Origin of the sequence: Prochlorococcus sp. MIT 1318 (assembly GCF_047304505.1) — a bacterium.
In the GTDB taxonomy this organism is placed as follows: domain Bacteria; phylum Cyanobacteriota; class Cyanobacteriia; order PCC-6307; family Cyanobiaceae; genus Prochlorococcus; species Prochlorococcus marinus_D.
In genome coordinates, this window is the sequence record NZ_CP138958.1 from 1703532 (window position 1) to 1723835 (window position 20304).

Annotated in this window: 34 protein-coding genes; 13 read left to right on the forward strand and 21 right to left on the reverse strand. The window is 48.8% G+C overall.

What is annotated here, in order from left to right; all coding sequences use genetic code 11:
* Positions 1-424: 424 nt before the first annotated feature.
* Both SIB66_RS08665 and SIB66_RS08670 read right to left on the reverse strand, forming a co-directional pair.
* A complete protein-coding gene (locus SIB66_RS08665) occupies positions 425-784 on the reverse strand; it encodes a DUF2237 family protein (RefSeq protein WP_063407778.1) in 360 nt (119 codons plus the stop codon).
* A gap of 127 nt (positions 785-911) precedes the next feature.
* On the reverse strand, positions 912-1526 hold the full coding sequence (locus SIB66_RS08670; protein ID WP_236070469.1) for a hypothetical protein: 615 nt from the start codon (positions 1524-1526) through the stop codon (positions 912-914).
* Positions 1527-1827: 301 nt separating this feature from the next.
* On the opposite strand from SIB66_RS08670, the gene SIB66_RS08675 reads away from it, so the two are divergent.
* From SIB66_RS08675 to SIB66_RS08685, 3 genes are all read left to right on the forward strand, one after another.
* Positions 1828-2070, forward strand: a complete 243-nt coding sequence (locus tag SIB66_RS08675; RefSeq protein ID WP_063407769.1) for a hypothetical protein — start codon at positions 1828-1830, stop codon at positions 2068-2070.
* Between the two features lie 829 nt (positions 2071-2899).
* Positions 2900-3193, forward strand: a complete 294-nt coding sequence (locus SIB66_RS08680) for a chorismate-binding protein (RefSeq protein ID WP_413681245.1) — start codon at positions 2900-2902, stop codon at positions 3191-3193.
* A gap of 151 nt (positions 3194-3344) precedes the next feature.
* Positions 3345-3725: a thermonuclease family protein gene (locus SIB66_RS08685; protein WP_236070471.1), complete on the forward strand. Its 381-nt coding sequence runs from the start codon at positions 3345-3347 to the stop codon at positions 3723-3725.
* A 2040-nt stretch (positions 3726-5765) separates the two neighbouring features.
* Here SIB66_RS08685 and SIB66_RS08690 read toward each other — a convergent pair.
* Positions 5766-6020 (reverse strand): hypothetical protein, encoded by a 255-nt coding sequence (locus SIB66_RS08690; RefSeq protein ID WP_063395351.1) that lies wholly within the window; start codon positions 6018-6020, stop codon positions 5766-5768.
* Between the two features lie 325 nt (positions 6021-6345).
* Here SIB66_RS08690 and SIB66_RS08695 point away from each other — a divergent pair, with 325 nt between their 5' ends.
* Together SIB66_RS08695 and SIB66_RS08700 are read left to right on the forward strand one after the other, a co-directional pair.
* On the forward strand, positions 6346-6636 hold the full coding sequence (locus SIB66_RS08695) for a guanylate-binding protein (RefSeq protein ID WP_236070472.1): 291 nt from the start codon (positions 6346-6348) through the stop codon (positions 6634-6636).
* Between the two features lie 564 nt (positions 6637-7200).
* Positions 7201-7359, forward strand: a complete 159-nt coding sequence (locus tag SIB66_RS08700; protein ID WP_236070473.1) for a hypothetical protein — start codon at positions 7201-7203, stop codon at positions 7357-7359.
* A 230-nt stretch (positions 7360-7589) separates the two neighbouring features.
* Here SIB66_RS08700 and SIB66_RS08705 read toward each other — a convergent pair whose 3' ends face one another.
* Positions 7590-7790, reverse strand: a complete 201-nt coding sequence (locus SIB66_RS08705) for a hypothetical protein (RefSeq protein ID WP_063395349.1) — start codon at positions 7788-7790, stop codon at positions 7590-7592.
* Between the two features lie 235 nt (positions 7791-8025).
* Here SIB66_RS08705 and SIB66_RS08710 point away from each other — a divergent pair, with 235 nt between their 5' ends.
* Positions 8026-9657, forward strand: coding sequence for an FAD-dependent oxidoreductase (locus SIB66_RS08710; RefSeq protein ID WP_063407775.1), 1632 nt, complete (start codon positions 8026-8028; stop codon positions 9655-9657).
* Positions 9658-9726: 69 nt separating this feature from the next.
* Here SIB66_RS08710 and SIB66_RS08715 read toward each other — a convergent pair whose 3' ends face one another.
* Together SIB66_RS08715 and SIB66_RS08720 are read right to left on the reverse strand one after the other, a co-directional pair.
* The gene (locus tag SIB66_RS08715; RefSeq protein ID WP_063407776.1) at positions 9727-10539 is read right to left on the reverse strand and encodes a VanW family protein; all 813 of its coding nucleotides are present in this window, start codon (positions 10537-10539) and stop codon (positions 9727-9729) included.
* 14 nt (positions 10540-10553) lie between these two features.
* Positions 10554-10718 carry a hypothetical protein gene (locus SIB66_RS08720; RefSeq protein ID WP_236073572.1) on the reverse strand — a complete coding sequence of 55 codons (165 nt, stop codon included), beginning with the start codon at positions 10716-10718 and terminating at the stop codon, positions 10554-10556.
* 170 nt (positions 10719-10888) lie between these two features.
* Between SIB66_RS08720 and SIB66_RS08725 the strand changes: the two genes are divergently transcribed.
* Entirely contained in the window at positions 10889-11008 is a 120-nt protein-coding gene (locus tag SIB66_RS08725; protein WP_328585310.1) for a hypothetical protein, read from the forward strand.
* Positions 11009-11049: 41 nt separating this feature from the next.
* On the opposite strand, the gene SIB66_RS08730 is transcribed toward SIB66_RS08725, so the two are convergent.
* The 4 genes from SIB66_RS08730 to SIB66_RS08745 form a co-directional block, all read right to left on the reverse strand.
* Entirely contained in the window at positions 11050-11184 is a 135-nt protein-coding gene (locus SIB66_RS08730; RefSeq protein ID WP_268873701.1) for a hypothetical protein, read from the reverse strand.
* A gap of 173 nt (positions 11185-11357) precedes the next feature.
* Positions 11358-11630 (reverse strand): DUF3303 domain-containing protein, encoded by a 273-nt coding sequence (locus tag SIB66_RS08735; RefSeq protein ID WP_063407780.1) that lies wholly within the window; start codon positions 11628-11630, stop codon positions 11358-11360.
* A 79-nt stretch (positions 11631-11709) separates the two neighbouring features.
* Entirely contained in the window at positions 11710-12051 is a 342-nt protein-coding gene (locus tag SIB66_RS08740; RefSeq protein ID WP_011130326.1) for a DUF1330 domain-containing protein, read from the reverse strand.
* A 186-nt stretch (positions 12052-12237) separates the two neighbouring features.
* The gene (locus tag SIB66_RS08745; RefSeq protein ID WP_236070475.1) at positions 12238-12510 is read right to left on the reverse strand and encodes a hypothetical protein; all 273 of its coding nucleotides are present in this window, start codon (positions 12508-12510) and stop codon (positions 12238-12240) included.
* On the opposite strand from SIB66_RS08745, the gene SIB66_RS08750 reads away from it, so the two are divergent.
* A complete protein-coding gene (locus tag SIB66_RS08750) occupies positions 12509-12805 on the forward strand; it encodes a DUF1651 domain-containing protein (protein WP_236070476.1) in 297 nt (98 codons plus the stop codon). The genes SIB66_RS08745 and SIB66_RS08750 overlap by 2 nt on opposite strands.
* A 42-nt stretch (positions 12806-12847) precedes the next feature.
* Here the strand turns inward: SIB66_RS08750 and SIB66_RS08755 are convergent, their stop codons facing one another.
* Positions 12848-13009: a hypothetical protein gene (locus SIB66_RS08755; protein WP_413410307.1), complete on the reverse strand. Its 162-nt coding sequence runs from the start codon at positions 13007-13009 to the stop codon at positions 12848-12850.
* Positions 12999-13127: a hypothetical protein gene (locus tag SIB66_RS08760; RefSeq protein ID WP_268873702.1), complete on the reverse strand. Its 129-nt coding sequence runs from the start codon at positions 13125-13127 to the stop codon at positions 12999-13001. The genes SIB66_RS08755 and SIB66_RS08760 overlap by 11 nt, the downstream gene beginning before the upstream one ends.
* A gap of 280 nt (positions 13128-13407) precedes the next feature.
* Here SIB66_RS08760 and SIB66_RS08765 point away from each other — a divergent pair, with 280 nt between their 5' ends.
* The gene (locus SIB66_RS08765) at positions 13408-13662 is read left to right on the forward strand and encodes a guanylate-binding protein (RefSeq protein WP_011130332.1); all 255 of its coding nucleotides are present in this window, start codon (positions 13408-13410) and stop codon (positions 13660-13662) included.
* Between the two features lie 792 nt (positions 13663-14454).
* Here SIB66_RS08765 and SIB66_RS08770 read toward each other — a convergent pair.
* The 6 genes from SIB66_RS08770 to SIB66_RS08795 form a co-directional block, all read right to left on the reverse strand.
* Entirely contained in the window at positions 14455-14658 is a 204-nt protein-coding gene (locus SIB66_RS08770) for a hypothetical protein (RefSeq protein WP_236073608.1), read from the reverse strand.
* A gap of 44 nt (positions 14659-14702) precedes the next feature.
* Positions 14703-14993: a SemiSWEET transporter gene (locus SIB66_RS08775; RefSeq protein WP_063405548.1), complete on the reverse strand. Its 291-nt coding sequence runs from the start codon at positions 14991-14993 to the stop codon at positions 14703-14705.
* Between the two features lie 64 nt (positions 14994-15057).
* Positions 15058-15183: a hypothetical protein gene (locus SIB66_RS08780; protein ID WP_413410310.1), complete on the reverse strand. Its 126-nt coding sequence runs from the start codon at positions 15181-15183 to the stop codon at positions 15058-15060.
* A gap of 37 nt (positions 15184-15220) precedes the next feature.
* Positions 15221-15505 carry a hypothetical protein gene (locus SIB66_RS08785; protein WP_236070051.1) on the reverse strand — a complete coding sequence of 95 codons (285 nt, stop codon included), beginning with the start codon at positions 15503-15505 and terminating at the stop codon, positions 15221-15223.
* Complete coding sequence (locus tag SIB66_RS08790; RefSeq protein ID WP_236070052.1) at positions 15492-15695, reverse strand: hypothetical protein; 204 nt, start codon at positions 15693-15695, stop codon at positions 15492-15494. The genes SIB66_RS08785 and SIB66_RS08790 overlap by 14 nt, the downstream gene beginning before the upstream one ends.
* 142 nt (positions 15696-15837) lie before the next feature.
* On the reverse strand, positions 15838-15978 hold the full coding sequence (locus tag SIB66_RS08795; protein ID WP_236070053.1) for a hypothetical protein: 141 nt from the start codon (positions 15976-15978) through the stop codon (positions 15838-15840).
* Between the two features lie 71 nt (positions 15979-16049).
* Here SIB66_RS08795 and SIB66_RS08800 point away from each other — a divergent pair, with 71 nt between their 5' ends.
* Both SIB66_RS08800 and SIB66_RS08805 read left to right on the forward strand, forming a co-directional pair.
* Positions 16050-16328, forward strand: coding sequence for a hypothetical protein (locus tag SIB66_RS08800; RefSeq protein ID WP_063405549.1), 279 nt, complete (start codon positions 16050-16052; stop codon positions 16326-16328).
* A 169-nt stretch (positions 16329-16497) separates the two neighbouring features.
* The gene (locus SIB66_RS08805) at positions 16498-16734 is read left to right on the forward strand and encodes a hypothetical protein (RefSeq protein ID WP_063405550.1); all 237 of its coding nucleotides are present in this window, start codon (positions 16498-16500) and stop codon (positions 16732-16734) included.
* On the opposite strand, the gene SIB66_RS08810 is transcribed toward SIB66_RS08805, so the two are convergent.
* Both SIB66_RS08810 and SIB66_RS08815 read right to left on the reverse strand, forming a co-directional pair.
* On the reverse strand, positions 16722-17462 hold the full coding sequence (locus SIB66_RS08810) for an amino acid ABC transporter ATP-binding protein (protein ID WP_063405551.1): 741 nt from the start codon (positions 17460-17462) through the stop codon (positions 16722-16724). The two genes, SIB66_RS08805 and SIB66_RS08810, sit on opposite strands and share 13 nt — an antisense overlap.
* Positions 17459-18487 (reverse strand): amino acid ABC transporter permease, encoded by a 1029-nt coding sequence (locus tag SIB66_RS08815; RefSeq protein WP_063405552.1) that lies wholly within the window; start codon positions 18485-18487, stop codon positions 17459-17461. Before SIB66_RS08815 ends, SIB66_RS08810 begins: the two co-directional genes overlap by 4 nt.
* A 231-nt stretch (positions 18488-18718) precedes the next feature.
* Here SIB66_RS08815 and SIB66_RS08820 point away from each other — a divergent pair, with 231 nt between their 5' ends.
* Complete coding sequence (locus SIB66_RS08820) at positions 18719-18955, forward strand: DUF6868 family protein (protein WP_063405553.1); 237 nt, start codon at positions 18719-18721, stop codon at positions 18953-18955.
* A 128-nt stretch (positions 18956-19083) separates the two neighbouring features.
* Here the strand turns inward: SIB66_RS08820 and SIB66_RS08825 are convergent, their stop codons facing one another.
* The gene (locus SIB66_RS08825) at positions 19084-19668 is read right to left on the reverse strand and encodes a hypothetical protein (RefSeq protein ID WP_063405554.1); all 585 of its coding nucleotides are present in this window, start codon (positions 19666-19668) and stop codon (positions 19084-19086) included.
* A 324-nt stretch (positions 19669-19992) separates the two neighbouring features.
* Between SIB66_RS08825 and SIB66_RS08830 the strand changes: the two genes are divergently transcribed.
* Complete coding sequence (locus tag SIB66_RS08830; RefSeq protein ID WP_413410359.1) at positions 19993-20157, forward strand: hypothetical protein; 165 nt, start codon at positions 19993-19995, stop codon at positions 20155-20157.
* Positions 20158-20304 lie beyond the last annotated feature (147 nt).

Consider the following 20304-nt stretch of genomic DNA (forward strand, 5'->3'; position numbering starts at 1 on the left):
GATGAACGCTGGCTACATAGGGCTTGGGCTCTGTTTTCTTGTTTTCGCTGGACTTCAGTTCTGGTGGCTAGGTATGACGATGGGACTATTCAGTAAAAGAAGGGACTTGCAAGTCGAATTCAAGCCTCCAAAGGAAGTCGGCACAAACTTCAAGCCGCAAAGGGATCTTAGTCCAATCAGTCGGGACGTCGAATTTAAAAGGCGCTTGGAGCAGACCTTTGCTGAAAGCCCTTCAGAAAGGGAGGATTGATAACAACCATGGCCACTATCCCTTAAAGTACTGGGAAGTATTTAGTTCTTCAACATACATAAATCTGATGGATGCCAAAGTATTTTTAAAAGAGTATTAAATAATGATTCCTTGGCGCATCCGAGATATCGATCATGCTTCTCAGCGCTCTCAATTCTCAAAGATCTATGCAGCTCAAGCATGACTGTATTGCTTGAGTATCTGAAGATCTATAGCTGCCAAAACCTCAATATTCGTTGCCTCTAATCGAATATTTGGGGCCATGCCATCATCATAGGCTTGTTTCCAACGAGATGCACATACACACCAATGATCACCTGGTTTCAACCCTGAGAATCCATACTGAGGCATTGGCGTTGATAGATCGTTCCCTTGAGCTTTGCTATAGGTCAGAAATTGCTCACTGATCACGCAGCAAACCGTATGCTGACCAAGGTCATATCCATCAGTTCTACATTTTCCGTCTCGATACCAACCCGTGTTCGGATCACAACTACAAATCTCGAGAGGTTCGCCTAAAACATTTCGATCCATTGGCAAATGACTGGTTAGCTAAATCTTATAGGTTTAAAGCTGCAAGGCAATAGCAACCGAGCCTTAGCATTTGCTTTGAGATAAGCATAAGTAGTATTCTGCCTGCCTCAGTTAAGCCGAATTCTATTTACCGCTGATGGATCCAACTATCAACCACGCTAAAACTTGGTCGTTCTGGATCACTAAAATCTAGTCGGTACTTTTTAACCTCGTAGCCCCATCCATTCCCAGGATGATATTCGTATTCAATAAACGATGAACCCGCTTGTCTTTCGATGTTATGGAGAAACAGGCTCCTGCCAGGGGTTTTGATGGGTGAGTTGTCTCTAAAATTATTCTTCGAAAGGCAGAGCTTCCTGCTTCCATCACCATGTCTTATTGCGAAGATCAAGTACTTATTTCCATGAGCGTTGATTCTACTTGCATAATCAATTTGCCAATTCCTGGGATCAAAAGAATCACTTGCTAGCTCACAATCGGCTCCAAATGCTCTTTTGGCTTTAGAGATTAGTGAAGAGGATTGGCATAATTTTTCAATATCATTCCTAACATTTACTTGTCGAGTACCTGAAAGCTCCTCCAGTCTTTCAATTGTAATCCATTCTTTGTCGTTGACTCCACGACCAATTATTTTGCTTTTCCATAGCCCTTCTCTGCAATTATAGCTATAAGTTGTGCCTTCAATGACTTTATCCTTTGCCTCCGCAGAGATTGTTAATGTGCAGAGTAATATGCCGGCCAATGCAGATTTGAAGATGAAATCTGAGATTGGCGTGCATCGCATATAGAGGCTTGAAGATCATTTGTATATTTTATCATAATTAGAATACTCCGCTCTTGAGCGTTATGCTTTAGCCGTTGTAGACTTTAGATTTAAGAATGATTAATTGATTTAGAAACCATGAAGCCAAGAAGGCGTTAGGCATTGGTTGATTTGTTGTAGGTGTGAATATAGACTTGCCAGAAGCTCATATCCATTTTAACGCAATAGAGCTTTGCGGAAAGGAGATGTTTTGCTTCTAGTCAGCATAGTAAAAAAAATCATGCTCACGCTTGTTGTACTTGCCATCAACGTGGCTGGGTGCGGAAATCAAATGACAGAAGATGAATTAGCTCGCTTTTACTGCGAGCAGTGGCGAAATGGAGAGATGACTTCGGAGTTTGCTTACAACTTTCTAGTGCATGGGATTGTCTTTAATCGAGGTGCTTATGGGAAAGGCTTTGCTGATCCAAAGGAGTATGAAAAGCAGCTCAACAAAAGATGCTCAGAAGTAGGTTTCCAATAATGCAACGCTAGTCAAAATTTAGTCATCGTTTCGATACCGGTGAGTCGCACAACATCAAAGCTAAGATCTCTATGAATGAACTTCGTGGGGATGTAAGGCCTTTGCAATATGGTTGAGCAGCTCTAAAGACATTCTCGTTACACCAACTGCAGAAGGACACTAGCCCTTTGATTGCGAATAAGATTTGCTCCACCAGACGGCTGGGCAAATTACCTAAGATGGTGGCGATTGTGATGCTTGATGTTTCCTTTGTTTTGCTATTCGCTAGCCATGCTACACACGAATCAGATGATGATGACTGTCTAGTAGGTGAGCTGAATGAAATTCTCCACTTAACCTCCGATCATTTAATTCATTCACGCTCAGATGTTCAAGCAGCTTGCAGACAGAGCATTTGCGTTCACGGCGTTAGCAAGATGATTGTCTGGTTTTTACACGAGCGAAAGCAGCTCACCGGATTGGACTTTTTCAAAACGCGATTTCTAACCACTTTTGGACCTCCACTCCTTAGATGCCAACCCTGAACACAAACGTGGCATCTACTGTGAGTTATTCAGTGAGATCAGCATCAGGAGCAGGCTTGAGCTAAGGCGGGACTTCTATGACACGGCCTTGTCTTAAACCTAGATAGCGCCTCGTGACTTGTGATATAGGGCACCGGCATCTTCACCAGCAATGCCATAGACCCCTTCTATTACTGGACCTACGCTTCTTCCTCCTATCACCATGAGATGTGATCAGGCAAAATTGAGTTAGATCAGATCAAATGGAGGTTTAGGCGTGACTGTTCACGAAAGAGATGTCGATGATGATTCCTATGACGAAGTTGATGAGTACCTCAGCAGCCAAGAATCTGATGAGGAAGAACGTGCTTACTTTCCAGTTGAAGATTCAAAGCCGCCTCACTACTGAGACACTTGCCTTTGAAAAGATCAATAAGAATTTGAAACCTCAATTGCCTTCGGGAACCTTTGATCGATGGAAGCAGATAACTAATGATTTTTGTTCCAAGGGATGTGCCGCCTATAGGCAAGGCACGATTTACAGGCAGATGATCATTGGCTGCCATGACAACCTCAACCGTGCCCTTCTGAAGGAACTAAAAGGACTGGGAGAGAACTGATGGGGCACTTGCACTGGAGTTATCTCGAAGTTGTTTTGTTGGTTGTTTTCTACTGGGGTTTGATGATTTGGTGGATCAGGAGAGCTAAGAGAAAGCAAGAGCTTGCTAAACCGTTGACTGAAAAGCAGTTCGCTAAGTGTTTGGAGCGGATATGGGCAAGACACTTCTAGTTCTGCTTCTTACTCTTTGGGCAGTCCCTTCCAATGCAGCAGAAGTGCTTGCGATAGGGGATGGCGACACTTTGACCGTCACAGAAGGCAGCCAAAGGATCAAAGTACGCCTTGCCTGCGTAGATGCCCCAAAGACTTCACAATCGCACTATGGCATAACAGCACGACAAGCACTCAACAGTCTTCTGCCGGTTGGGTCTGATGTGACTCTCCGCTCCAAGGCAACTGACCGCTATGAAAAAACCGTGGCAGAGGTGATCCTTAATGGCAGCAACATCAACCAGTCATTAGTGAAGTCGGGAAATGCGTTTGTCTATTGGCAGTACATCAAAGGGTGTGATCACAGACCTACTGAGCTCTAGAGATCACTGTCAGGCAAGGAGGAATGGGAATGTGGCCTGTTTCTGCTGGGATCCAGCGTCCATGACACTACAGGACAAATAAGCAGAGCAACAGCAAGGGAACGCGTTATCGCTGAAGGACATCATTTCATGGAGTGCAGCGCAGGAACTGCTCAGGCAAGGGCACTTTTATCTAGATGGGGATCAGGACGGGGATGCATGTGAGTCGATCAGGCGGCAGATTGCAACTTGATGACGGTTTCGTGCCGATAGGAGCCTGATAGAGCATTGTCTGAGCGGAGGCGCTTTAGCGATGCAACATCCCATTTGGGTAATCCTTGCTTGGGCAGTTGCTTGCTTCGCTGTTGGCATGAAATTACGAAGACTCTCCCATCTACTCTTCCAGAAGACACTGAATGGATCATTCGCAACAGAAGACTTCAGAGCATCGCTAGAGCGTATCTGGGAGAAGGAAATAGTGTGATGAAACTAGCTTTCGAGAACTCTTGCATGATTTCATTTACAAAGGTATGAACCCATGATTAATTTCCACTGGCGTATCTAACTATGGAAATAACGGCAATAATGATTACACCATATGTCCAGATTGCTCCACTTCTATTCGTTAGCCTCTCTAACCAAACAGGAAATCCTGAAGCATTATTGATCAGTAGATAGGCTAGACCCAAGACCACCATCGGAATGCCTAGCGCTAGCAATAAATCCATGCCTTTAGTCCATTGATCCTAATCATATCCTTTGTGTCGTGAAAGCAAGTATTTTTTCAACACAAAGAAAAAGGCTGTAGTTTCTTTGGGGCCGATTTAGTCCTATTGCCTGATAGTGTTCTTCCACCAATCCGGCAGAAAATCATAAAAACAGCATAAGAGAGTGGGCTACTAGATCATGCAGCCTTGGCAAAGCAATTCAGTTCTAAAGATCACAACCTTGGCAGGTTCATTGCTGGACTTGAGAGTATGTATGGGAGCCTGGAGATACCAGCACCAAATTCGACGGCCTAAAGCTAGCCGATGTCCACTTATCTCAAGGCGATTTGCAAATGCTACGGCATCAATCAAGTACTCAGAAAGCCAAAGAGTTCAATCCGTCTGAAAGTCTGCCTTCAGTCTTCTACTTGAGCTATGTCCTGTCTGACAGACTATTAACTATCTTTCGTCTGACTGGTTTACTGTCCGAGGTGGGCCAGGCATCATTTACTTAGATGGACTGAGTCAGGGAATAGAAGTTTGTTTTTGCTCGATTTCATTAAGAAGACGAATGCGTTGTATGTCTTATTAAACATATAAACAAACTTTTAATCTAAAATTCATACCAGAGCAACGCTTCAAAAGATCTATAGGGGCTTAGTCTCTCTGGCCTGTGGGATGGCTGCATGCTCAAAAGGTGATTCATTATCCACTTCCCTTTTGGCTGCAGCTATCAGGGCACCTAAATTGTAGTCATGAATAAAGAGTGAGATAGTCCTCCTTTGACTTCATGGGGCACAACGGCTGTCTGTTCATCGCATAGCAGCTGTGTGTTCTCAAGTGCCTAACGATCAACTAGATAACGATTGTTGATTAACTCATCAAAGACTGTTGCCCCTCTTGCTTTCTTCCCAGCTGATACAGGAGTTATCTGATCAAGTACAGCGGCAAAGCAAGTGATCCAGAAACTACCCTTGCAGACACCAGCTGATTGGCAAATGTGATCAGGAGCGACTTCAATACAACCCTGCGTTCGAGAAACTTTGATACTTGCGATTTGAGAGTCAAGCTCTAGATCCAATAGCTGTGCCTCTTTTACAGTTATTGCTGTCCCTGCGGCATGGCATTCGAGCAACATTTGATAGTTCATTTATAGACCAGATGTCAGTAGACGCTACATTCACATGTCTAGCGGCGAGTCGTTTTAAGGGTCACCCGCTATCCCATCGGTATTTCTAGCAGCTTAGGACACCTCGAAGATGCGAGAGCTTTTTGAAAAAAGAGGGTTGGATGGCCACGTCAGCCATTGGCAAGGGGTTGTGTCACCCTCTTGCACCAGTTCAGAGCTAGCAAGTCAAGCTCTTGGCTTCTGCTCGAGAAGACCTTTCAGGATTTCCTTTTGCCTAGCAGCAGCACGGATATAACCCCTTTGTAACTCTGCTTTAGCCAATTCCTTCTTTAGAGGAGCTTCTACCTCCGCCAATTCCTTCTTTAGACGAGCCAATATCTCAGCGATTTCGTTTTTTAGACGAGCCTCTGCCTCAGCCAATTCGTTCTTGATACGAGCAATCCGAAGATCGATCTCCTGCTCGCTTTCCTTGCTGCTCATCTAGATACTGAAGGGCTCGTCAAGCTGATGTTCTCACATGGCCAGGAATGCAAGAACAAAAAGTTGTGCCCAACCTTAGAAGAAGGGGATCGAGGCTTGTATTGCTGAATGTCAGAACAACGGCGAGGCCAGCGAGCCAAGTGAGGGTCAGGTCTTCGTCATCGACAAGATCACAGGAGAGAAGCCCTGGCCTGCCCTCGAAGATGCGATGGGTTGATCGATGGATTCTTATTGACGCAAACCGTATTCGAGACGTTCAGGAGGTGATGCCTAGCCCCGACCGGCCCTGGTTCTTACGCCCTTTGTAGTTCGCTCTCACGTTCTGATGGCGTCATGCTGTACAGGTCTTGAATTGCACGACCTGTACTCACGATTCGACGAAGGCATCAATGCTCCCTTTGGCTACACCATTCCTCGTGATCGCGTTGTTGTGATCCCTAATTCTGAGTACAAGGCTGCTCAGGAGTGTCAAAACGCACAGCGCGTTGCTCGTCTTGAAGCACGCAGAGCAGAGCATCCTTCAGTTGTTGATCAGTTCGAGAAGCAGATTGCCGAATTGCAGCCTGCCCTACATGAAGTAGATCCATATACAGAGTTTGCCGCCACCAAGGAGTGATCGCTGGGCGGATGCTGGCGATCAGCTGGTCGTTTGTTAGTTGTTGATTCCTTCTGTTCTCACACAGAGGGTATTTTTAGTGTGCACATTTCAGCGATCGTTGAGGACAAGAGCACGAGAAACGCACCATCAATCCAACCGCTCTGCGTAGTCTCTTAACACTTCTGCAATTTTGTGCGGTGGGATCTCTTGCTGATATTCCCTGCACAGATCGAAGAGCTTGTCTGTGAAGTCCTTCATAGGACTTGGCTTCTTGGTTTCAGTCATTGAGCAATCTCCACATCAGGAATCCTGGCATGCGGCTAAAAAAAGAGCCCCCCTAGGGGCTGGTTTGTTCTTTCTGCTTTTTCCAAGCAGTGGCTCATAACGTCCTCCTCCATTGGAGATACCCTTTTAGTGTTTGTGGGCTTCTTAAGTTGCTTGTGGAGCCATCGAAGCAAGAATATGGGAAGCATAGAATTAATAGCCATGACAACTAGAGCAGGTGTGCCCATGCCCTGAAACGCCATGCACTTATGTGTTAGTTCCCTTGCTGTCGTTACCTGTTGTCATCGCTAAGAACGCTTGCGGCGCAATCTTGATCGTTCGACAGACGCCATTTCGGCGGCGTCAACCACCCAAGCCGATTGTTGGTATGGCATCACGGTTCAAAAGCAATACAAAGCCCTTGCAACTGCAGGGGCTTTGTATTGCTTTAACCACCTCACTCTTTGCTTAAAATGACATTCGATAGTTGGCAGCTTAAACTTACAAATAACAACCAATTTCTAATCTCATGTCAGAAGAACAACTCATTGAGGGTCTTCATACCCATTGCAAACATGTTGAGCAATAGCAAAACCACATCCTTGAGTTTCTAGAATGCATAAGCGCAGACAACTCTCGCCTCCTTAAGTTAAGAGTGTGGTGGCAAGATCAGAAAGAGAACTGACGGTGGCGAGTTAACCCTCTGATCATTCAATAAGTCCATCTGCCTCCAGTTCCTCTCGATGCTTAAGGGCTCTTCTCAATTGGCCTGCAACAAAAGGAATGTGGAGTGCATACTTCTGCAGTTGAGCCCGCTCCTCGAGGCTGACAGGTTCTCCAGTCGCTAAGCGATGGATGATCTCCTCAACACGTCTACGAGTGTCTGTTCTCAGGGTGCGAAAAACCATTTTTTTTAAACAGCCCTCCTAAGCGTTAACCCAATTTAGGTCAGTTTTTAGGCGCTCTTAACGAGAGAGAGGGGTCTTGCTGCGCTCCCCCCTGTAAGGAGAGACGAAGAAATAGTAGTTGCTCTGTGGAGACAATGAAGACTTCCTTCAAGAGTTGCCTTTGTCACAAGGTGGCTAAGGAAGCCCATGGTTCATGAGTTCATCTCTTTAGGTTGGGCCGATGTAAAACAGCTTCATGGCCGAAGGTTTTCCGGGTAAAAAGCAATCTCATGCGGTTGTCATCGGGGCCGGCTGGGCTGGCTGGGGTGCGGCCAAGGCACTCTGCGAAGCGGGTGTTCGCGTAACCCTGATGGATGGGATGGCGGATCCAACCGGTAGTCAGCCCCTCACCACGCCAAGCGGCAAACCGTTCGAGGCAGGCACCCGGGGGTTCTGGAAGGATTATCCCAACATCAATGCCCTGACGGCAGAGCTCGGGCTCGGCTCGATCTTTACGGAGTTCACCACTAGTGCGTTCTGGTCACCCGAAGGCCTGGAGGCGACGGCTCCTGTCTTCGGTGACGCTCCGCTGTGGCCGAGTCCCCTGGGTCAGGTTGCTGCAACGATCAATAACTTCAAGCGCCTGCCTGTTGCTGATCGGCTCAGCATCGCCGGCCTGCTCTACGCCATGCTCGATCTGAACCGCAGCGATGCGGTATACACGAGCTACGACTCGATCGATGCGCTGACGCTGTTTAGACAGCTCAGGATCAGTGATCGCATGATCGATGATTTCCTGCGGCCAACGTTGCTGGTGGGGCTGTTCAAGCCGCCGGAGGAGCTGTCGGCCGCTGTCACGATGGAGCTCCTCTACTACTACGCCCTGGCGCATCAGGATTCCTTCGATGTGCGTTGGATCAGGTCGAAAAGCATCGCCGAACAGCTGATTGCCCCGCTCAGTGAGCGGCTGCAGGAGCAGCATCAGCTTGAGGTGCTGGGCGGCACCCTGGCCACCCGGCTGAACGTCTCGCCGGAGACTCAGGCCATCCGCTCGGTGGCAACCCGTTCCGTAACAAGCGGGAGCACCGGTTTAATCGAGGATGTCGATGCCGTGGTGCTTGCGGTGAGTGCCAAAGGAATGGGTGCTTTGATGGCGCAATCCCCGCAGTGCGGCGCGCTGGCGCCAGAGCTTGTGCGTGCCTCCACGCTCGGATCGATCGATGTGGTGTCGATCCGTCTGTGGCTGGATCGCACCGTGCCGGTCGCCGATCCCGCCAATGTGTTCTCACGTTTCAGCGCACTAAGAGGCGCCGGCGCCACCTTCTTCATGTTGGATCAACTGCAGCGGGAGTCGGAGCAGGCGCTCTGGGGTGATCAGCTACCGCAGGGCTCGGTGATCGCCAGCGACTTCTACAACGCCTCGGCCATTGCCGAGCTGAGCGATCAGGAGATCGTCGACTGCCTGATGCAGGATCTGCTGCCCATAGCGCAGCCTGCCTTCAGGGGGGCCAGGGTCGTGGATCAGGAGGTGCGGCGTTATCCGGGTTCGGTATCTCTCTTCTCGCCGGGAAGTTTCAGTAAGCGCCCACCAATGGAGACGTCACTGGCTTCGGTGGTCTGCGCCGGCGACTGGGTGCGGATGGGCGAGAAGGAACATGGTGCTAAAGGCCTCTGCCAGGAACGCGCTTACGTGTGTGGTCTGGAAGCGGGCAACTCCCTGCTCAGGCGCGGGATCGTGAGGGGCGCCGACCTGCCCAGGGCCCTGCAGCACTCTGTGATCCCCATCCGCGCCGATGAACCGCAGGTATTGCTCGGGCGTGCGCTTAACAAGTTGGTGATGGACCCCCTCGAGGCCTTCGGGATCCAGTGGCCTTGGTTGGCTAGCTAGCTAGCTGGCGATTCTCAAGGGATTGGCGATGACGATTCAACAGGCTGAGATTGGTTCAGGATCACGTCATCATGACGCCGCTTTCAGCAACGGCTCGTACATCATGATCGCGTGATTTTCCACCAGTAGTTGTTCCGTTTTACCACCATCGGATGCTGTGCAGATCTGATAGAGCTGATTGTGCCTCGAATAGCCGCCCCAGATCTGCTGCTGGATCCTGTGATGACGCTCCTCGACGCTGTAGATGCAGTCGTAATCCTCATCACAGCAGAGTTCACCATGCAGATGGATGTCATCCAGCCATAGATGAATCGAGAAGCAATAGGGCGTGTTGTTGGTGATCTGCAGATCCACATAGTTGTACGCCAGCGTTGCTCCGGCACCAAAGGGAATGGTTCGATTCACATCCGGGAACACATCAAAACCATGCCTCCATCGCTCTGAAATCGTGAGCGGACTGTGGGCCGCTATCCAGAACAGCAGATTTCCCAGCTGACAAAGCCCTCCTCCTGTCCCCCTGGACACCCTGCCCTGATTCAGCACCAGACCCTCTAGATAGCCTTTCCGTCTAGTGGGTCGTCCGACCAGCTTCCACACGGACATTGTTTCTCCCGGACGAATCAGGATTCGATCCAGTTGCGCAAGCGCTAGCTCCAGATTCCTGCGCTTGTTGTGCTGAAGCACCATATCCACATCCTTTAAAGGGCGCAGGATCAGAGACTGATGGCTGAATTTGCGGTGGCTTGCCGCCAGGACGTCGCGTGTTGTGGCCCATTGCCTGGAATCGAACAGCCAGTTGGCTTTGCGTCTGGTGATGTGATATTCCCGGCCCAACAGTTGTCGAACCCTGTTGCGGTGAATCGGTTTGGGAATTTCAAACATCGCTGAGCCCTGAGTTATCTCGTTTTGAACCGACCAGGCTGTTTATTCTCATAAGACTGGTCAAAGGCGAGGCTGTCAAAAGTGATCAGGCCTGCAAAGGAGAGGGACTGTTGATCCGTGCCGGAGACGATATCCGCACCCTGCTTCTGAATGTGCATAGGGATGCGTTTCTGGCTCATGAACCGGCCCATTTACATATCATTCCAGCCCAGGACGACAACCTGATTTGATCTGTCCTGTCCTGCTGAAGGCACAGATCGGATCATTCGCTGCAGTTCCCAGTTGATGATTCAGGGCTCGAAGCACACGTCGTCATGATGTCGTCGTCCACCTGAACGGTCTGCGGGTCGTGGTTTTGGAACTGAAGAATCACGCCGATGAGAAGGTAGACATCTGGGCAGCGTTAACCAACTTCAGACCTACAAGGACAACATCCCAGGTCTGTTCACCTCCAACGTGTGGATGTTGATCAGTGATGGCACCTATGCCCGTGTCGGGTCGTTGTCTGCTTCAAGCGAGCGCTTCTAGGAGCTTGCTCTCACTGGTGTCATCAGCAGTGTTCCCGCGCATGAACAGGCGGCTGTGGATCAAGCCGGTGATCACACCGGCTAGCACGGCGGTTATACACAGCAGAGCAGGAGCCATGGGGAAAGAGGCGCTTTGTTCAATGTGGATTCATGCGTTTGTCTTGCCCTCCCCCAGATCGGGGAGGGTTGGTGAATATTCAGGGAGAAAGAGACGAGGTCAGCTACAGCTTCCCCAGGAACCTCGGAGGTTCCAACTGGGCTAGGACCTTGCATCACTCCTTGCAAGAGAAGTTAGCTATAAACCTTTCCAATCAATGGGCCTGCCTGATCATCCGTGAAGACGGGAGTCACGTCCCAGTCAAGGAACTCAGCCCACTCAGCTGCATGCTCATAGCAGACTCCAGCGTCGTTGGTTTCGACAATGATCCAGCCTTGTACAGAGCCTGGTGCGTGGAAGCGCTTCCAAGACTTGCACTCAGGCATAGGGGCACCTGTAGCAAGGAACTGACGAGCTGCTTTCTCGTGATAGCCAGTTTTAAAGCTCCAATGCATCAGAAAGGTCATGTCAAACAAAAAAAGCATCAGCCTTCTAGTCGATTTACATCAAAGGCGATGTCACCCAAGTAACAGTTTCAAGAAACGACTACTTACCCATGGCTCTCCTTAGTTTTGCCGCTTCATCCATACCTTCCATGATCGTGAAGGTTGCATTCTCTGTGGCTGCGTTACGTATTTTGCTTAGCTCTTGATACTCAGCTGATTCATAAGCATCGACTGCTGCTCTCATCGAAGGGAACTCACAAATAACTGCCAAGTTCGCTCCTTCTGTCTTCTCTTTCCCTTGAGGTTCTGTGTCTTTAGCAAAAACCACTCCACCAACTTCTTTGAGCCAAGGCCCAACCTTCTCAACGTACTCAGCAAATAAAGCTGGATTGGTGACTGTTGAAGTGCTGATCCAATAACCCTTAGCGCCTTTCTTGTCCATGCATAGCTTCTAGAAACCCCTAGAGCTTCGCACTTTATTCGTGTATTGGGTTTGTCACCAATGTTGTAGTGGGTTCCAATAGGGAAACGGTTTCAACAGATAAGAGCTGGTGTCGAGGCCGGAGTTGCAATGCCGAGTCGGCGTCTGAGGCCCCTCGACTGGCCGCCTTCGGGTGGCTTTCTGTCTTTATCGAGCTTCGTCGTCTTCAGGAGGTATTTCAGGAGGCACTGTGCCTGTGCCTTCTAACGCGTCTCCGACCAGAGCAATCTCTTGAGGAGTGCTCGGCAGGTGGAAAGCACCAGATAGCAGCTCACGCGCACGATCACGCAAAGTGTCGTCTCCAGTCTCTTCGCTAAATCGAACAGTCTCTTTGATCAGTTGGATCAACTCAGCGTCAACTTCATCGGCCGCTTGCCAGCGTTCGAATAGTTCAGCGAAGTAGGTCTCATTCATCGTCATGACCTTCTCAAATTTCGAAAGGGATCCCTGCTGCCTTTATCTCCATCTCATGCGTGAAAAGGGCCTTTGCATCAGAGCGCTTCCCAGTTGGGTGTTTAAAGGGTATCTGTACTTGATAGATGTTCCCTTGCGTAGACATCTCGACCACCCCATCGAAGTGATCAAAGGTCGGCTGAAGAGAGGTGAGCTCGCCTTGCTGAAAACCAGGTCGATTGATCACCACGTGGATGAGGCAGGGGAGCGATGGAAAAGACTGCAAAAAGTGGGCTGGAGGGCCACGTCAGCCGAGTGGTGAGGGTCGTTGCAACCCCTTTGTCCCTAGACCAGTAGTGGAAAGTCAGGGCTTTGGTTTTTGTGCGAGAAGTTCTTTCAAGATCTCCTTTTGCCTAGCTGCAGCGAGCCTGTAGCCCCTTTCGAGATCTGTTTCTGTGGGTTCCTCCTTGGGAGCATCTTTTTTGTTTCGACGACCGAACATCCCAGTTATGGACTTACTGAGCATCGAGGCGCGGGAAATCTCGCTCAGCTGATGGTCTCACATGGCCAGCGATGGCAAGAACAGGCGTAAACGTGCGCAGCGTGAGAAGAAATAGCTCGCGAACCTTATTGCTGAATTTCAAGGCAACGGCGAGCTATAGGAGCCAAGCGCGGGGCAGTTCTAGGTGCTCGAGGAGTTCATAGCAGAGAAGCCTCCAGGCTTGAACCTTGCTCAAGCCATGCAACTTTTGTATTCCCTTGATGATCCGACCTATTGATCGATGGATTTTTAGTCGAGAAAACCGTACCTGTGACGTTCACGAAGAGATGTCTATCTCCAACCGGCCCTGGTTCTCACGACCCTTTTGGTTCGGTTGAACATTCTGGTGGAGTCAAACTGTAGGGGTCTTGAAGAGAACAATCATGTATTCACTATTCGATTCCGTCTTTGACGTTCCATTCGGCTACAGCATTCCTCGTGATCGCGTTGTTGTAATTCCTGATTCGCAGTACAACAAGCTGCGTGCGCAAGAAAACGAGCGCCAAGTTGCCAAACTTGAAGCTCGCAAGGAGCATCACTCGCAGGTGATTGAGCGCCTTAACGAGCAGATCAGTGAACTTCAAGCTGCCCTACCAGCAGCTGAGCCAGACAAAGAGTTAGCGGCCACCAAAGAGTGACCGCTAACGGCAGCTGGAGTGGGACCCCTCTGCCGATATTTGCTGGGATACAACGAGTCGTTCTACGGGGCCTGCGGGCCCCTTTCTCTTGTCTGAGCTAGTAGTTGCTGACAAGTGACCTCAAGGGTTTCAACGGACAGAACTGGCTATTGAGATCGTCGTTAACAAGACAAGGACTACCTGAATCCCCCATCCAGATTCGGGCCGTTCTTTTTTGTGCTCTTAGCAGCAAAAAATGCTTGTGCGATCCAGCCCCTGAGTGGTGCGCAAGGTAGTGCGGGGGCGTTTAGAGACGCTTGATCGAAAGGAGTAATTCTGCCTACTGACGCCTTGTTGTTGCTTGCTTAGACCTAGATCAGGAGTCCGAGGACGTAGAAACCCTAAAAACCTGTCCTGGACTTGAGGGCATCCAACGCGGGTGCCCTTCGAGAGGGCCATCAGTAGAGACCCAAGCGAACAACGGAGGAAGGGGAGAAGACGATGGAGGCGATAAACCAAAAAAACTAAAAATAAAGTCCTTATATTATTCATCAAGACCATCAATACTACACGAATCACGCATCCGACACCTGACACGATTGAGATCATTCGCTGACTTACCTCGGTTGCTTTAGAGCTAACTAATAAATACCAGATACTTCAGGAACAGAAAAGCCAAGCCCTTCAATCCTTATCTCTGCCGATACATCTACCTCTTCAATGTAACCACCAAAGACTTCCCTCTCTATCGCTATCACAGATGCCATTCGCCTTACGTAATCTCACCGCAATTTGATGCCAATTCTCAGGGATTTAGTTGGTGCGAATATCGCAAGCCCATGGCAATTGCTGTTGGCCTGGTGAAACCCTCTTCTTCTTGCTTCTAGTTCTTGAATGACTGACTAGCCGTTTAAGCATGCGACTACCCCACTGGCACTTGGGAGCCCCTTTGCACTTATGGCGATAGCGCGGGCAGAAACGCTCATAGCGCTTGGCGGTGCCATCGTGCGTTGTCAATAGCTTTAAAAAAGCTGGCTGCTATTCACTGATGCCATATGCTTTTAGCCTGCTGTAGTGGGTTGCTTCGCGTAGATTAACTTCAAGGTAAGGATTGTTACGTTGAGGATGAAGGTAATGATGTTTGCAATAAGAACAGGAAGAGCATTCGTTTCTATTGCATAGATGATCCAAAATAAGAGGCCAGTGATAAACATCAAGAGCATTACTATCGATACATCATCAGCCTTCTTGCTTTTCCATGTCTTTATGACCTGCGGTAAGAATGCAATGGTCGTTAATGCAGCAGCTATAAAGCCGAAGGTGTTAGGAGTTATTGGTTGATCAATGCCCATTTAGAACTCTAAGAATTAGTTTTTAGAAATTAATTCTCTCAGTGTAATTGCACAGCAGCTTTGCCTATCTAGAGAGGTACACCCCAATAGCTTTTGGGAGTGCCTTGGCAAGACGCTCCTTGCTTAAGCGCTCCTCTGCAACCAATCCCTTATCGGCTGTGCTCAACCCAAAACGCCAACAGCTGTTCATATGAAGGAGCGAGTGGTGCTTTGTTTTCGATAAGGAATTAGATGATGGTTGCCTTCCTTGTGTATTTGTTTCGTCCATGGAGAGCCATGCGTGACACAATGGCTCTAAGCTCTGTGACCTTTAGCTTTTCGAATTGCTCCTTCTTTGCTGGAGGTAACGATCTAAAGGCGTGTGGGGCGAATGCCTTGGCCTCCACCTCATTTTTCAGAGCCTGAAGCGTGCGGGCCTGGGAGTCGATGTGCTCCCCGATGTCACGAGCCAGCTTCTTGTCGAGGTTGTTGACCTCCTCAATGGCTGCGAGTAACCCATCAGCGATCGACATCGACCACCTCCTTGGCGGCCTCACGCCGAGCAAGCCGTGCCTCCTTCGCCTGATCCATTGCAAGGCTGAAGGTGTGGATAAATGCCCGCACAGTCTCAATCAAGGTAGACCCAGAGGACAGACCCCAAGAACCGTTCTCCTCAAAAGCCTCTTCTAGAGCTTCCCCTGCGTTCTCGAGCTCCTTAAGCACCTGGCCTTAGCCATGGAGGATCTTGTTTAGCTCAGCCTTTTAGCGCAGGCTGAGATCCATTCCGAAGGAAGCCGAACAGGCGATCAAGAATTGGCTCCAGCTCTACGGCAAGCCCCCCCCAGGATTAATTGCAGTCATCTGATCAGGGCTTCCAGGCCTGATCTGTAGGAGGAATGGCTTGAAATTTCATTCGCTGACCATTATTAAGCCCCCTTTGGGGAAGAGCAAACGTGAAGCTGCAACCAGCAATCAAGAGCTGAATGATCACTGACCACAAGATCATCTTCTTGCCACCTCTGGCCATGCGAACTCATTAGAGGTGTGCAAGGCTGCTGGGATGGACATGTGATCTAGATGGAGACGCACACTGCTCTACTCACGTTGATCTCAATGGCGGTGTTGGTTGGCCTTGGTGTTGGCTATTTGGCAAAAACTGCGATGTTCAAGAACGGCCCAATCGAGAGAGGTCCACTCGGACAAATGAAGGCAGGAGGGCTGTTTGACTTTGGGGCTGGGACAAAGGTCAGCTCTCAACGAAAGCCTCCCTATCAACCAAAGATCAGCCAGGACGAGACAATCAAAGCGCGATTGGAGAAGACCTTTGCTGATAGCGCATCAGGAACGGACGACTGAGAATGACTGTGGCGTAATGAATTACCAAGCTTTATAGAGAAGTTATCGTTCTCGCCTGACCCAATTGCTTGTGTAGCAAAGGCATCAAAGCAATGACAAAGCAAAACTCTTCTTGATTAGGATTTCAACAAGGCTTGGGTATCAGTGGTTGAACGGAGACCACTCTTGGATGTTTGGGTTGAATGCTGATGATGACAGCAGGCCGGTGAATACAGGCGATGTTGATACTTATATGAAGGGAGCTAACTCCGTTAGTGAAAACCGTGATGTCTTCTTCTCGTATGTTGCATCAGGACTAGAAGCTTTCAGTAACAACTGGAATTTCATTGCCTATGTGTTAGTTCCAATCGCTGATGTCGAAATTGTTTCAATACTAAAAATCCCTGGAGAAATTCACATCATTTGATTGAGAAAACGGCGGCTGCGTTCTTCACGAGCATTCGCGAAAAACTCATCTGGGGATGAGGTCTCCACAACCTTGCCCTCATCCATAAATAGCACCCGATCTGCCACCTCACGGGCGAAGCCCATCTCATGGGTGACAATCACCATGGTCATCCCATCATTCGCTAGCGATCGCATCGCATCAAGAACCTCCTTGACCCGTTCCGGATCGAGAGCGCTTGTAGGTTCATCAAAAAGCATGATTTCAGGTTGTAGTGCGAGTGCACGTGCAATGGCTACTCGTTGTTGCTGCCCTCCACTCAGCTGGCCAGGGTATTTACCTGCCTGCTCGGCAATTCCCATCTGAGTTAATAAATCATTAGCGCGTGCCTCCGCCTCCTTTCGAGGCCGACGCTGCACACGAATTGGTGCAAGGGTGATGTTGTCGAGGATGGATAGATGCGGGAAGAGATTGAATTGTTGAAACACCATGCCCACACGTTTACGGATTCGTCTTATTTGATGTTCATCGTGGTCTGCATCTAAGGGGATACCAAGCACCTCAAGTCGCCCTTCATCAAGCGACTCGAGTCCATTGAAGGTTCGAATCAAGGTGCTTTTACCAGAACCCGAAGGACCCATCACGACCAAAACTTCTCCGCTTTCAACATGCAACGACACCTCATCAAGAGCTCGCTGATGATCACCAAAGGATTTAACAAGGCCCGTGGCTTGAATGGCTGGAATCATCGCTTTGAAGTAGTAGACTTTGTGGGGCTCAGTTGATGTTCAAGATGACGGGCAAGTAAGGCCATAGCAGTGCAAACCAACCAGTAAACCCCTGCTAGCCACACATACACCTCCAGATACCGACCAATGAAATCAGGGTTGGCCAACAGGCTGCGGCTGATCCCCAGGAGTTCCACCAAACCCAAGATGGCCATCAGGCTGGTGTTCTGAAGTAATCCAACTGCTTGGTTGGTCAGAGCCGGTAGAGCTGTACGAAGTGCCTGCGGCAACACCACAAGTTGAATCATTTGCTTAGGACTCAGGCCCAGAACAGCAGCCGCTTCACGCTGGGTTCGTGGGATCGCCTGCAATCCACCTCGTACGTCTTCAGCGATGTATGCAGCAGCAAATAATGCGAAGGCCAACACAGCACGCAGGACTCGATTTACTTCTAGATGCATGGGAAGGAAAAGGGGAATCAACAGCTGACCAAAAAACAACACTGCGATTAGAGGAACAGCCCGCATCACGTCGATATAGACGCTGCAACTTCGTTGGATCACGGCCAGCCTGGTTTGACGCCCGAGTGCCAAAAGGATGCCCAGCGGTAGAGCAAGAGCACCGCTGCAGGCGGTTAGCAGCAGGGTGAGGGTTAGGCCACCCCAGGCATGAGAAGGGATCGGCAGTAAACCGAGGCCACCAGCAAGAAGAACCACACCACAGGGCACCATCGCAATCCATACCAAAGGCAAGGCCTTCCGAATCCAACCCCGACGTGGCCCTAACAGCGTTAAAAAGGTGAGGCCTATCAGCAGCGCAATCCAAAGAAATGGGCGCCAACGTTGATGAGGTGGATAGCTACCAAAGGCATAGAGCGGAAGGTTTTGGCTAACGACTTGCCAATCCGCATCAACAAAAAGCCAATGCAGGGTTGTGGTCGCAACCCAACCAAGCAGGGCAAGCAGCAAAACAGTCATCAAGCCATCCAGAGGGGTGGCCAATAGGTGCCGTTTCAGACGTTTAAAAGGGCTTGGCCCAGACTGCATCAGGATTTAGCAGGTGTACTCAGGAGAACTAGAAACTCAATTCGGACCACTTCTCTTGGGATAGAAACGATCAAGGGACAGGCTCAAACGCATAGGCCATCGATGCAGATCATCAACGTAAGCCCATTTGTACATCCTGTTGAGACAGAGGTTCTGTTGCCCTTGTTGAACCAAGCATGGACAGAAGCAAAAGCCATTGCTATTGCTTAGAGATCAACCAAGATCTAGGCAATGGAGAGAGCTGAATTCGCTGAAATCTTTGCCAAGGCAACGGTGCTGAATTTCGCACTCTTGACCTTCTGGCTGATTGCTTTCATACGGCATCGTGAATGGGGCTTCCGCTGGCATTCACGCTGGTTCATCGATCTCAGCAAGAGAAGCTTTGACCGCCTCCACTATGGCGGAATGATGCTTTACGAAATCATGATCATCCTCTTCTGCTTGACACCTGCTTTGGTGCTTCGCTGAAGTCAATGACTCTTATTATGAATCAGACGGATAATTTCATGATCACAATCAGATATTAGAAGCTTTCAAAACATAGATGAGAGTAGATCCATCCCTAAGTGAATACTAATGCCTCTCCCGAATTTATTTCATTGTCTATTGGGATCAGCTATGTACTTCACTTCTGCAACAACTGGTACATTACTGCAAACTTTCCTGAAAGAGACTTTTGCGTAACTAATGGGTACTGCATGTTCAAGAGATACCCACCTGGACCATACAATTGGTGGGGCCAGCAGCTGAGTTTGAACTGCGCGCCCTCCTCTGCTGCTTGTATTGACAGATACCTGTAATCCACAAGCTCCAGCAGTAAGAGTTTTAGCTCTGAATTTTATTGCTTGCATCACGTTACCATCTAAATAAAGAGGTTGACCATTAATTAAACTGTGACGGACCTTGCTCGCAATAGCTCGTGATGTTCTTATGCTTGAATTAATCGCTTCTTTTTCGATCGAATCTGATGGTGGACAAAGTGGATCTGAATAAAGTGCGTCAGGGTCGCACTGATTTAGATATTCCTCGGCATATGAGATTTTTGGAGCTATAGTCAAGAGTGCTGCTGATGCAGCACTTGCACCAACAACTAGTAGGGCAAGAAGAAGAGAACCTTTTTTCATGACAAGATCATCAGCGATTTGGTGATTAGTCTTATTAGAAGCAATTGCGGGTTTCATTGGTTTTGATGCAAGGTTGTATGGGGCGAGGTCTTTTGCCTCGATACAACCACCATCGCCTATCTATGGGCTCTCTGCGATGAGCTGAGACACGGTGAACTGTGTTTTACATCACACTGCTTTTGAATAGCTCGCTATTCACTCCAAACAAGCGAAATTCACGAATAAATCAAGTTATAGAAAAGCACAAGAAATGGTTGAAATGTTTTTAAGCTTAAGGAGCTGTAGGGTGGAAAATCGTTGGCTAACAAAATCATGATGGCCTCTCTATCTCTCATGTTTTAACCTTAAATGATCCTTGATGGCTGTTTAGGTGCCACCTGGATGATTCGTATATGCGTGCATGGATGTAAAAAGATATTCCAGTCATTTAGTAAAGAAATAAAAAAGCCCAACAATAGATATCATCGTATCCACGACGGTGGGATGATGCTTTACGAAATCATGACCATCATCTTCTGCTTGATACCTGCTTTGGCACTTAGGTGAGGTCAAGGATCCTTTTCGATCACCTCAACACCTCTTCGTAACCAGAAAAAGAAGTCATTCAAAACTGGAATTAAATCAATCCCTTACTAAAAGTATGTTCGTATTTTAAAAGTCAAATAATAGAGTGGGTCATTAGCGACCCACTCA

Bases quoted from the DNA above. Each gene is read 5' to 3' on its own strand.
- SIB66_RS08740 (WP_011130326.1), bottom strand. From the start codon at position 12,051: ATGGACAAGAAAGGCGCTAAGGGTTATTGGATCAGCACTTCAACAGTC.
- SIB66_RS08765 (WP_011130332.1), top strand. From the start codon at position 13,408: ATGTATTCACTATTCGATTCCGTCTTTGACGTTCCATTCGGCTACAGC.
- SIB66_RS08750 (WP_236070476.1), top strand. From the start codon at position 12,509: ATGACCTTCTCAAATTTCGAAAGGGATCCCTGCTGCCTTTATCTCCAT.
- SIB66_RS08800 (WP_063405549.1), top strand. From the start codon at position 16,050: ATGGAGACGCACACTGCTCTACTCACGTTGATCTCAATGGCGGTGTTG.
- SIB66_RS08820 (WP_063405553.1), top strand. From the start codon at position 18,719: ATGGAGAGAGCTGAATTCGCTGAAATCTTTGCCAAGGCAACGGTGCTG.
- SIB66_RS08675 (WP_063407769.1), top strand. From the start codon at position 1,828: ATGCTCACGCTTGTTGTACTTGCCATCAACGTGGCTGGGTGCGGAAAT.
- SIB66_RS08785 (WP_236070051.1), bottom strand. From the start codon at position 15,505: ATGTCGATCGCTGATGGGTTACTCGCAGCCATTGAGGAGGTCAACAAC.
- SIB66_RS08775 (WP_063405548.1), bottom strand. From the start codon at position 14,993: ATGGGCATTGATCAACCAATAACTCCTAACACCTTCGGCTTTATAGCT.
- SIB66_RS08825 (WP_063405554.1), bottom strand. From the start codon at position 19,668: ATGAAACCCGCAATTGCTTCTAATAAGACTAATCACCAAATCGCTGAT.
- SIB66_RS08695 (WP_236070472.1), top strand. From the start codon at position 6,346: ATGGCGTCATGCTGTACAGGTCTTGAATTGCACGACCTGTACTCACGA.
- SIB66_RS08815 (WP_063405552.1), bottom strand. From the start codon at position 18,487: ATGCAGTCTGGGCCAAGCCCTTTTAAACGTCTGAAACGGCACCTATTG.
- SIB66_RS08830 (WP_413410359.1), top strand. From the start codon at position 19,993: ATGATTCGTATATGCGTGCATGGATGTAAAAAGATATTCCAGTCATTT.
- SIB66_RS08805 (WP_063405550.1), top strand. From the start codon at position 16,498: ATGTTTGGGTTGAATGCTGATGATGACAGCAGGCCGGTGAATACAGGC.
- SIB66_RS08665 (WP_063407778.1), bottom strand. From the start codon at position 784: ATGGATCGAAATGTTTTAGGCGAACCTCTCGAGATTTGTAGTTGTGAT.
- SIB66_RS08705 (WP_063395349.1), bottom strand. From the start codon at position 7,790: ATGGTTTTTCGCACCCTGAGAACAGACACTCGTAGACGTGTTGAGGAG.
- SIB66_RS08720 (WP_236073572.1), bottom strand. From the start codon at position 10,718: ATGAGCCAGAAACGCATCCCTATGCACATTCAGAAGCAGGGTGCGGAT.
- SIB66_RS08780 (WP_413410310.1), bottom strand. From the start codon at position 15,183: ATGAACAGCTGTTGGCGTTTTGGGTTGAGCACAGCCGATAAGGGATTG.
- SIB66_RS08755 (WP_413410307.1), bottom strand. From the start codon at position 13,009: ATGCTCAGTAAGTCCATAACTGGGATGTTCGGTCGTCGAAACAAAAAA.
- SIB66_RS08690 (WP_063395351.1), bottom strand. From the start codon at position 6,020: ATGAGCAGCAAGGAAAGCGAGCAGGAGATCGATCTTCGGATTGCTCGT.
- SIB66_RS08810 (WP_063405551.1), bottom strand. From the start codon at position 17,462: ATGATTCCAGCCATTCAAGCCACGGGCCTTGTTAAATCCTTTGGTGAT.
- SIB66_RS08685 (WP_236070471.1), top strand. From the start codon at position 3,345: ATGGGCAAGACACTTCTAGTTCTGCTTCTTACTCTTTGGGCAGTCCCT.
- SIB66_RS08735 (WP_063407780.1), bottom strand. From the start codon at position 11,630: ATGACCTTTCTGATGCATTGGAGCTTTAAAACTGGCTATCACGAGAAA.
- SIB66_RS08710 (WP_063407775.1), top strand. From the start codon at position 8,026: ATGGCCGAAGGTTTTCCGGGTAAAAAGCAATCTCATGCGGTTGTCATC.
- SIB66_RS08680 (WP_413681245.1), top strand. From the start codon at position 2,900: ATGAGTACCTCAGCAGCCAAGAATCTGATGAGGAAGAACGTGCTTACT.
- SIB66_RS08745 (WP_236070475.1), bottom strand. From the start codon at position 12,510: ATGACGATGAATGAGACCTACTTCGCTGAACTATTCGAACGCTGGCAA.
- SIB66_RS08795 (WP_236070053.1), bottom strand. From the start codon at position 15,978: ATGATCTTGTGGTCAGTGATCATTCAGCTCTTGATTGCTGGTTGCAGC.
- SIB66_RS08715 (WP_063407776.1), bottom strand. From the start codon at position 10,539: ATGTTTGAAATTCCCAAACCGATTCACCGCAACAGGGTTCGACAACTG.
- SIB66_RS08730 (WP_268873701.1), bottom strand. From the start codon at position 11,184: ATGGCTCCTGCTCTGCTGTGTATAACCGCCGTGCTAGCCGGTGTGATC.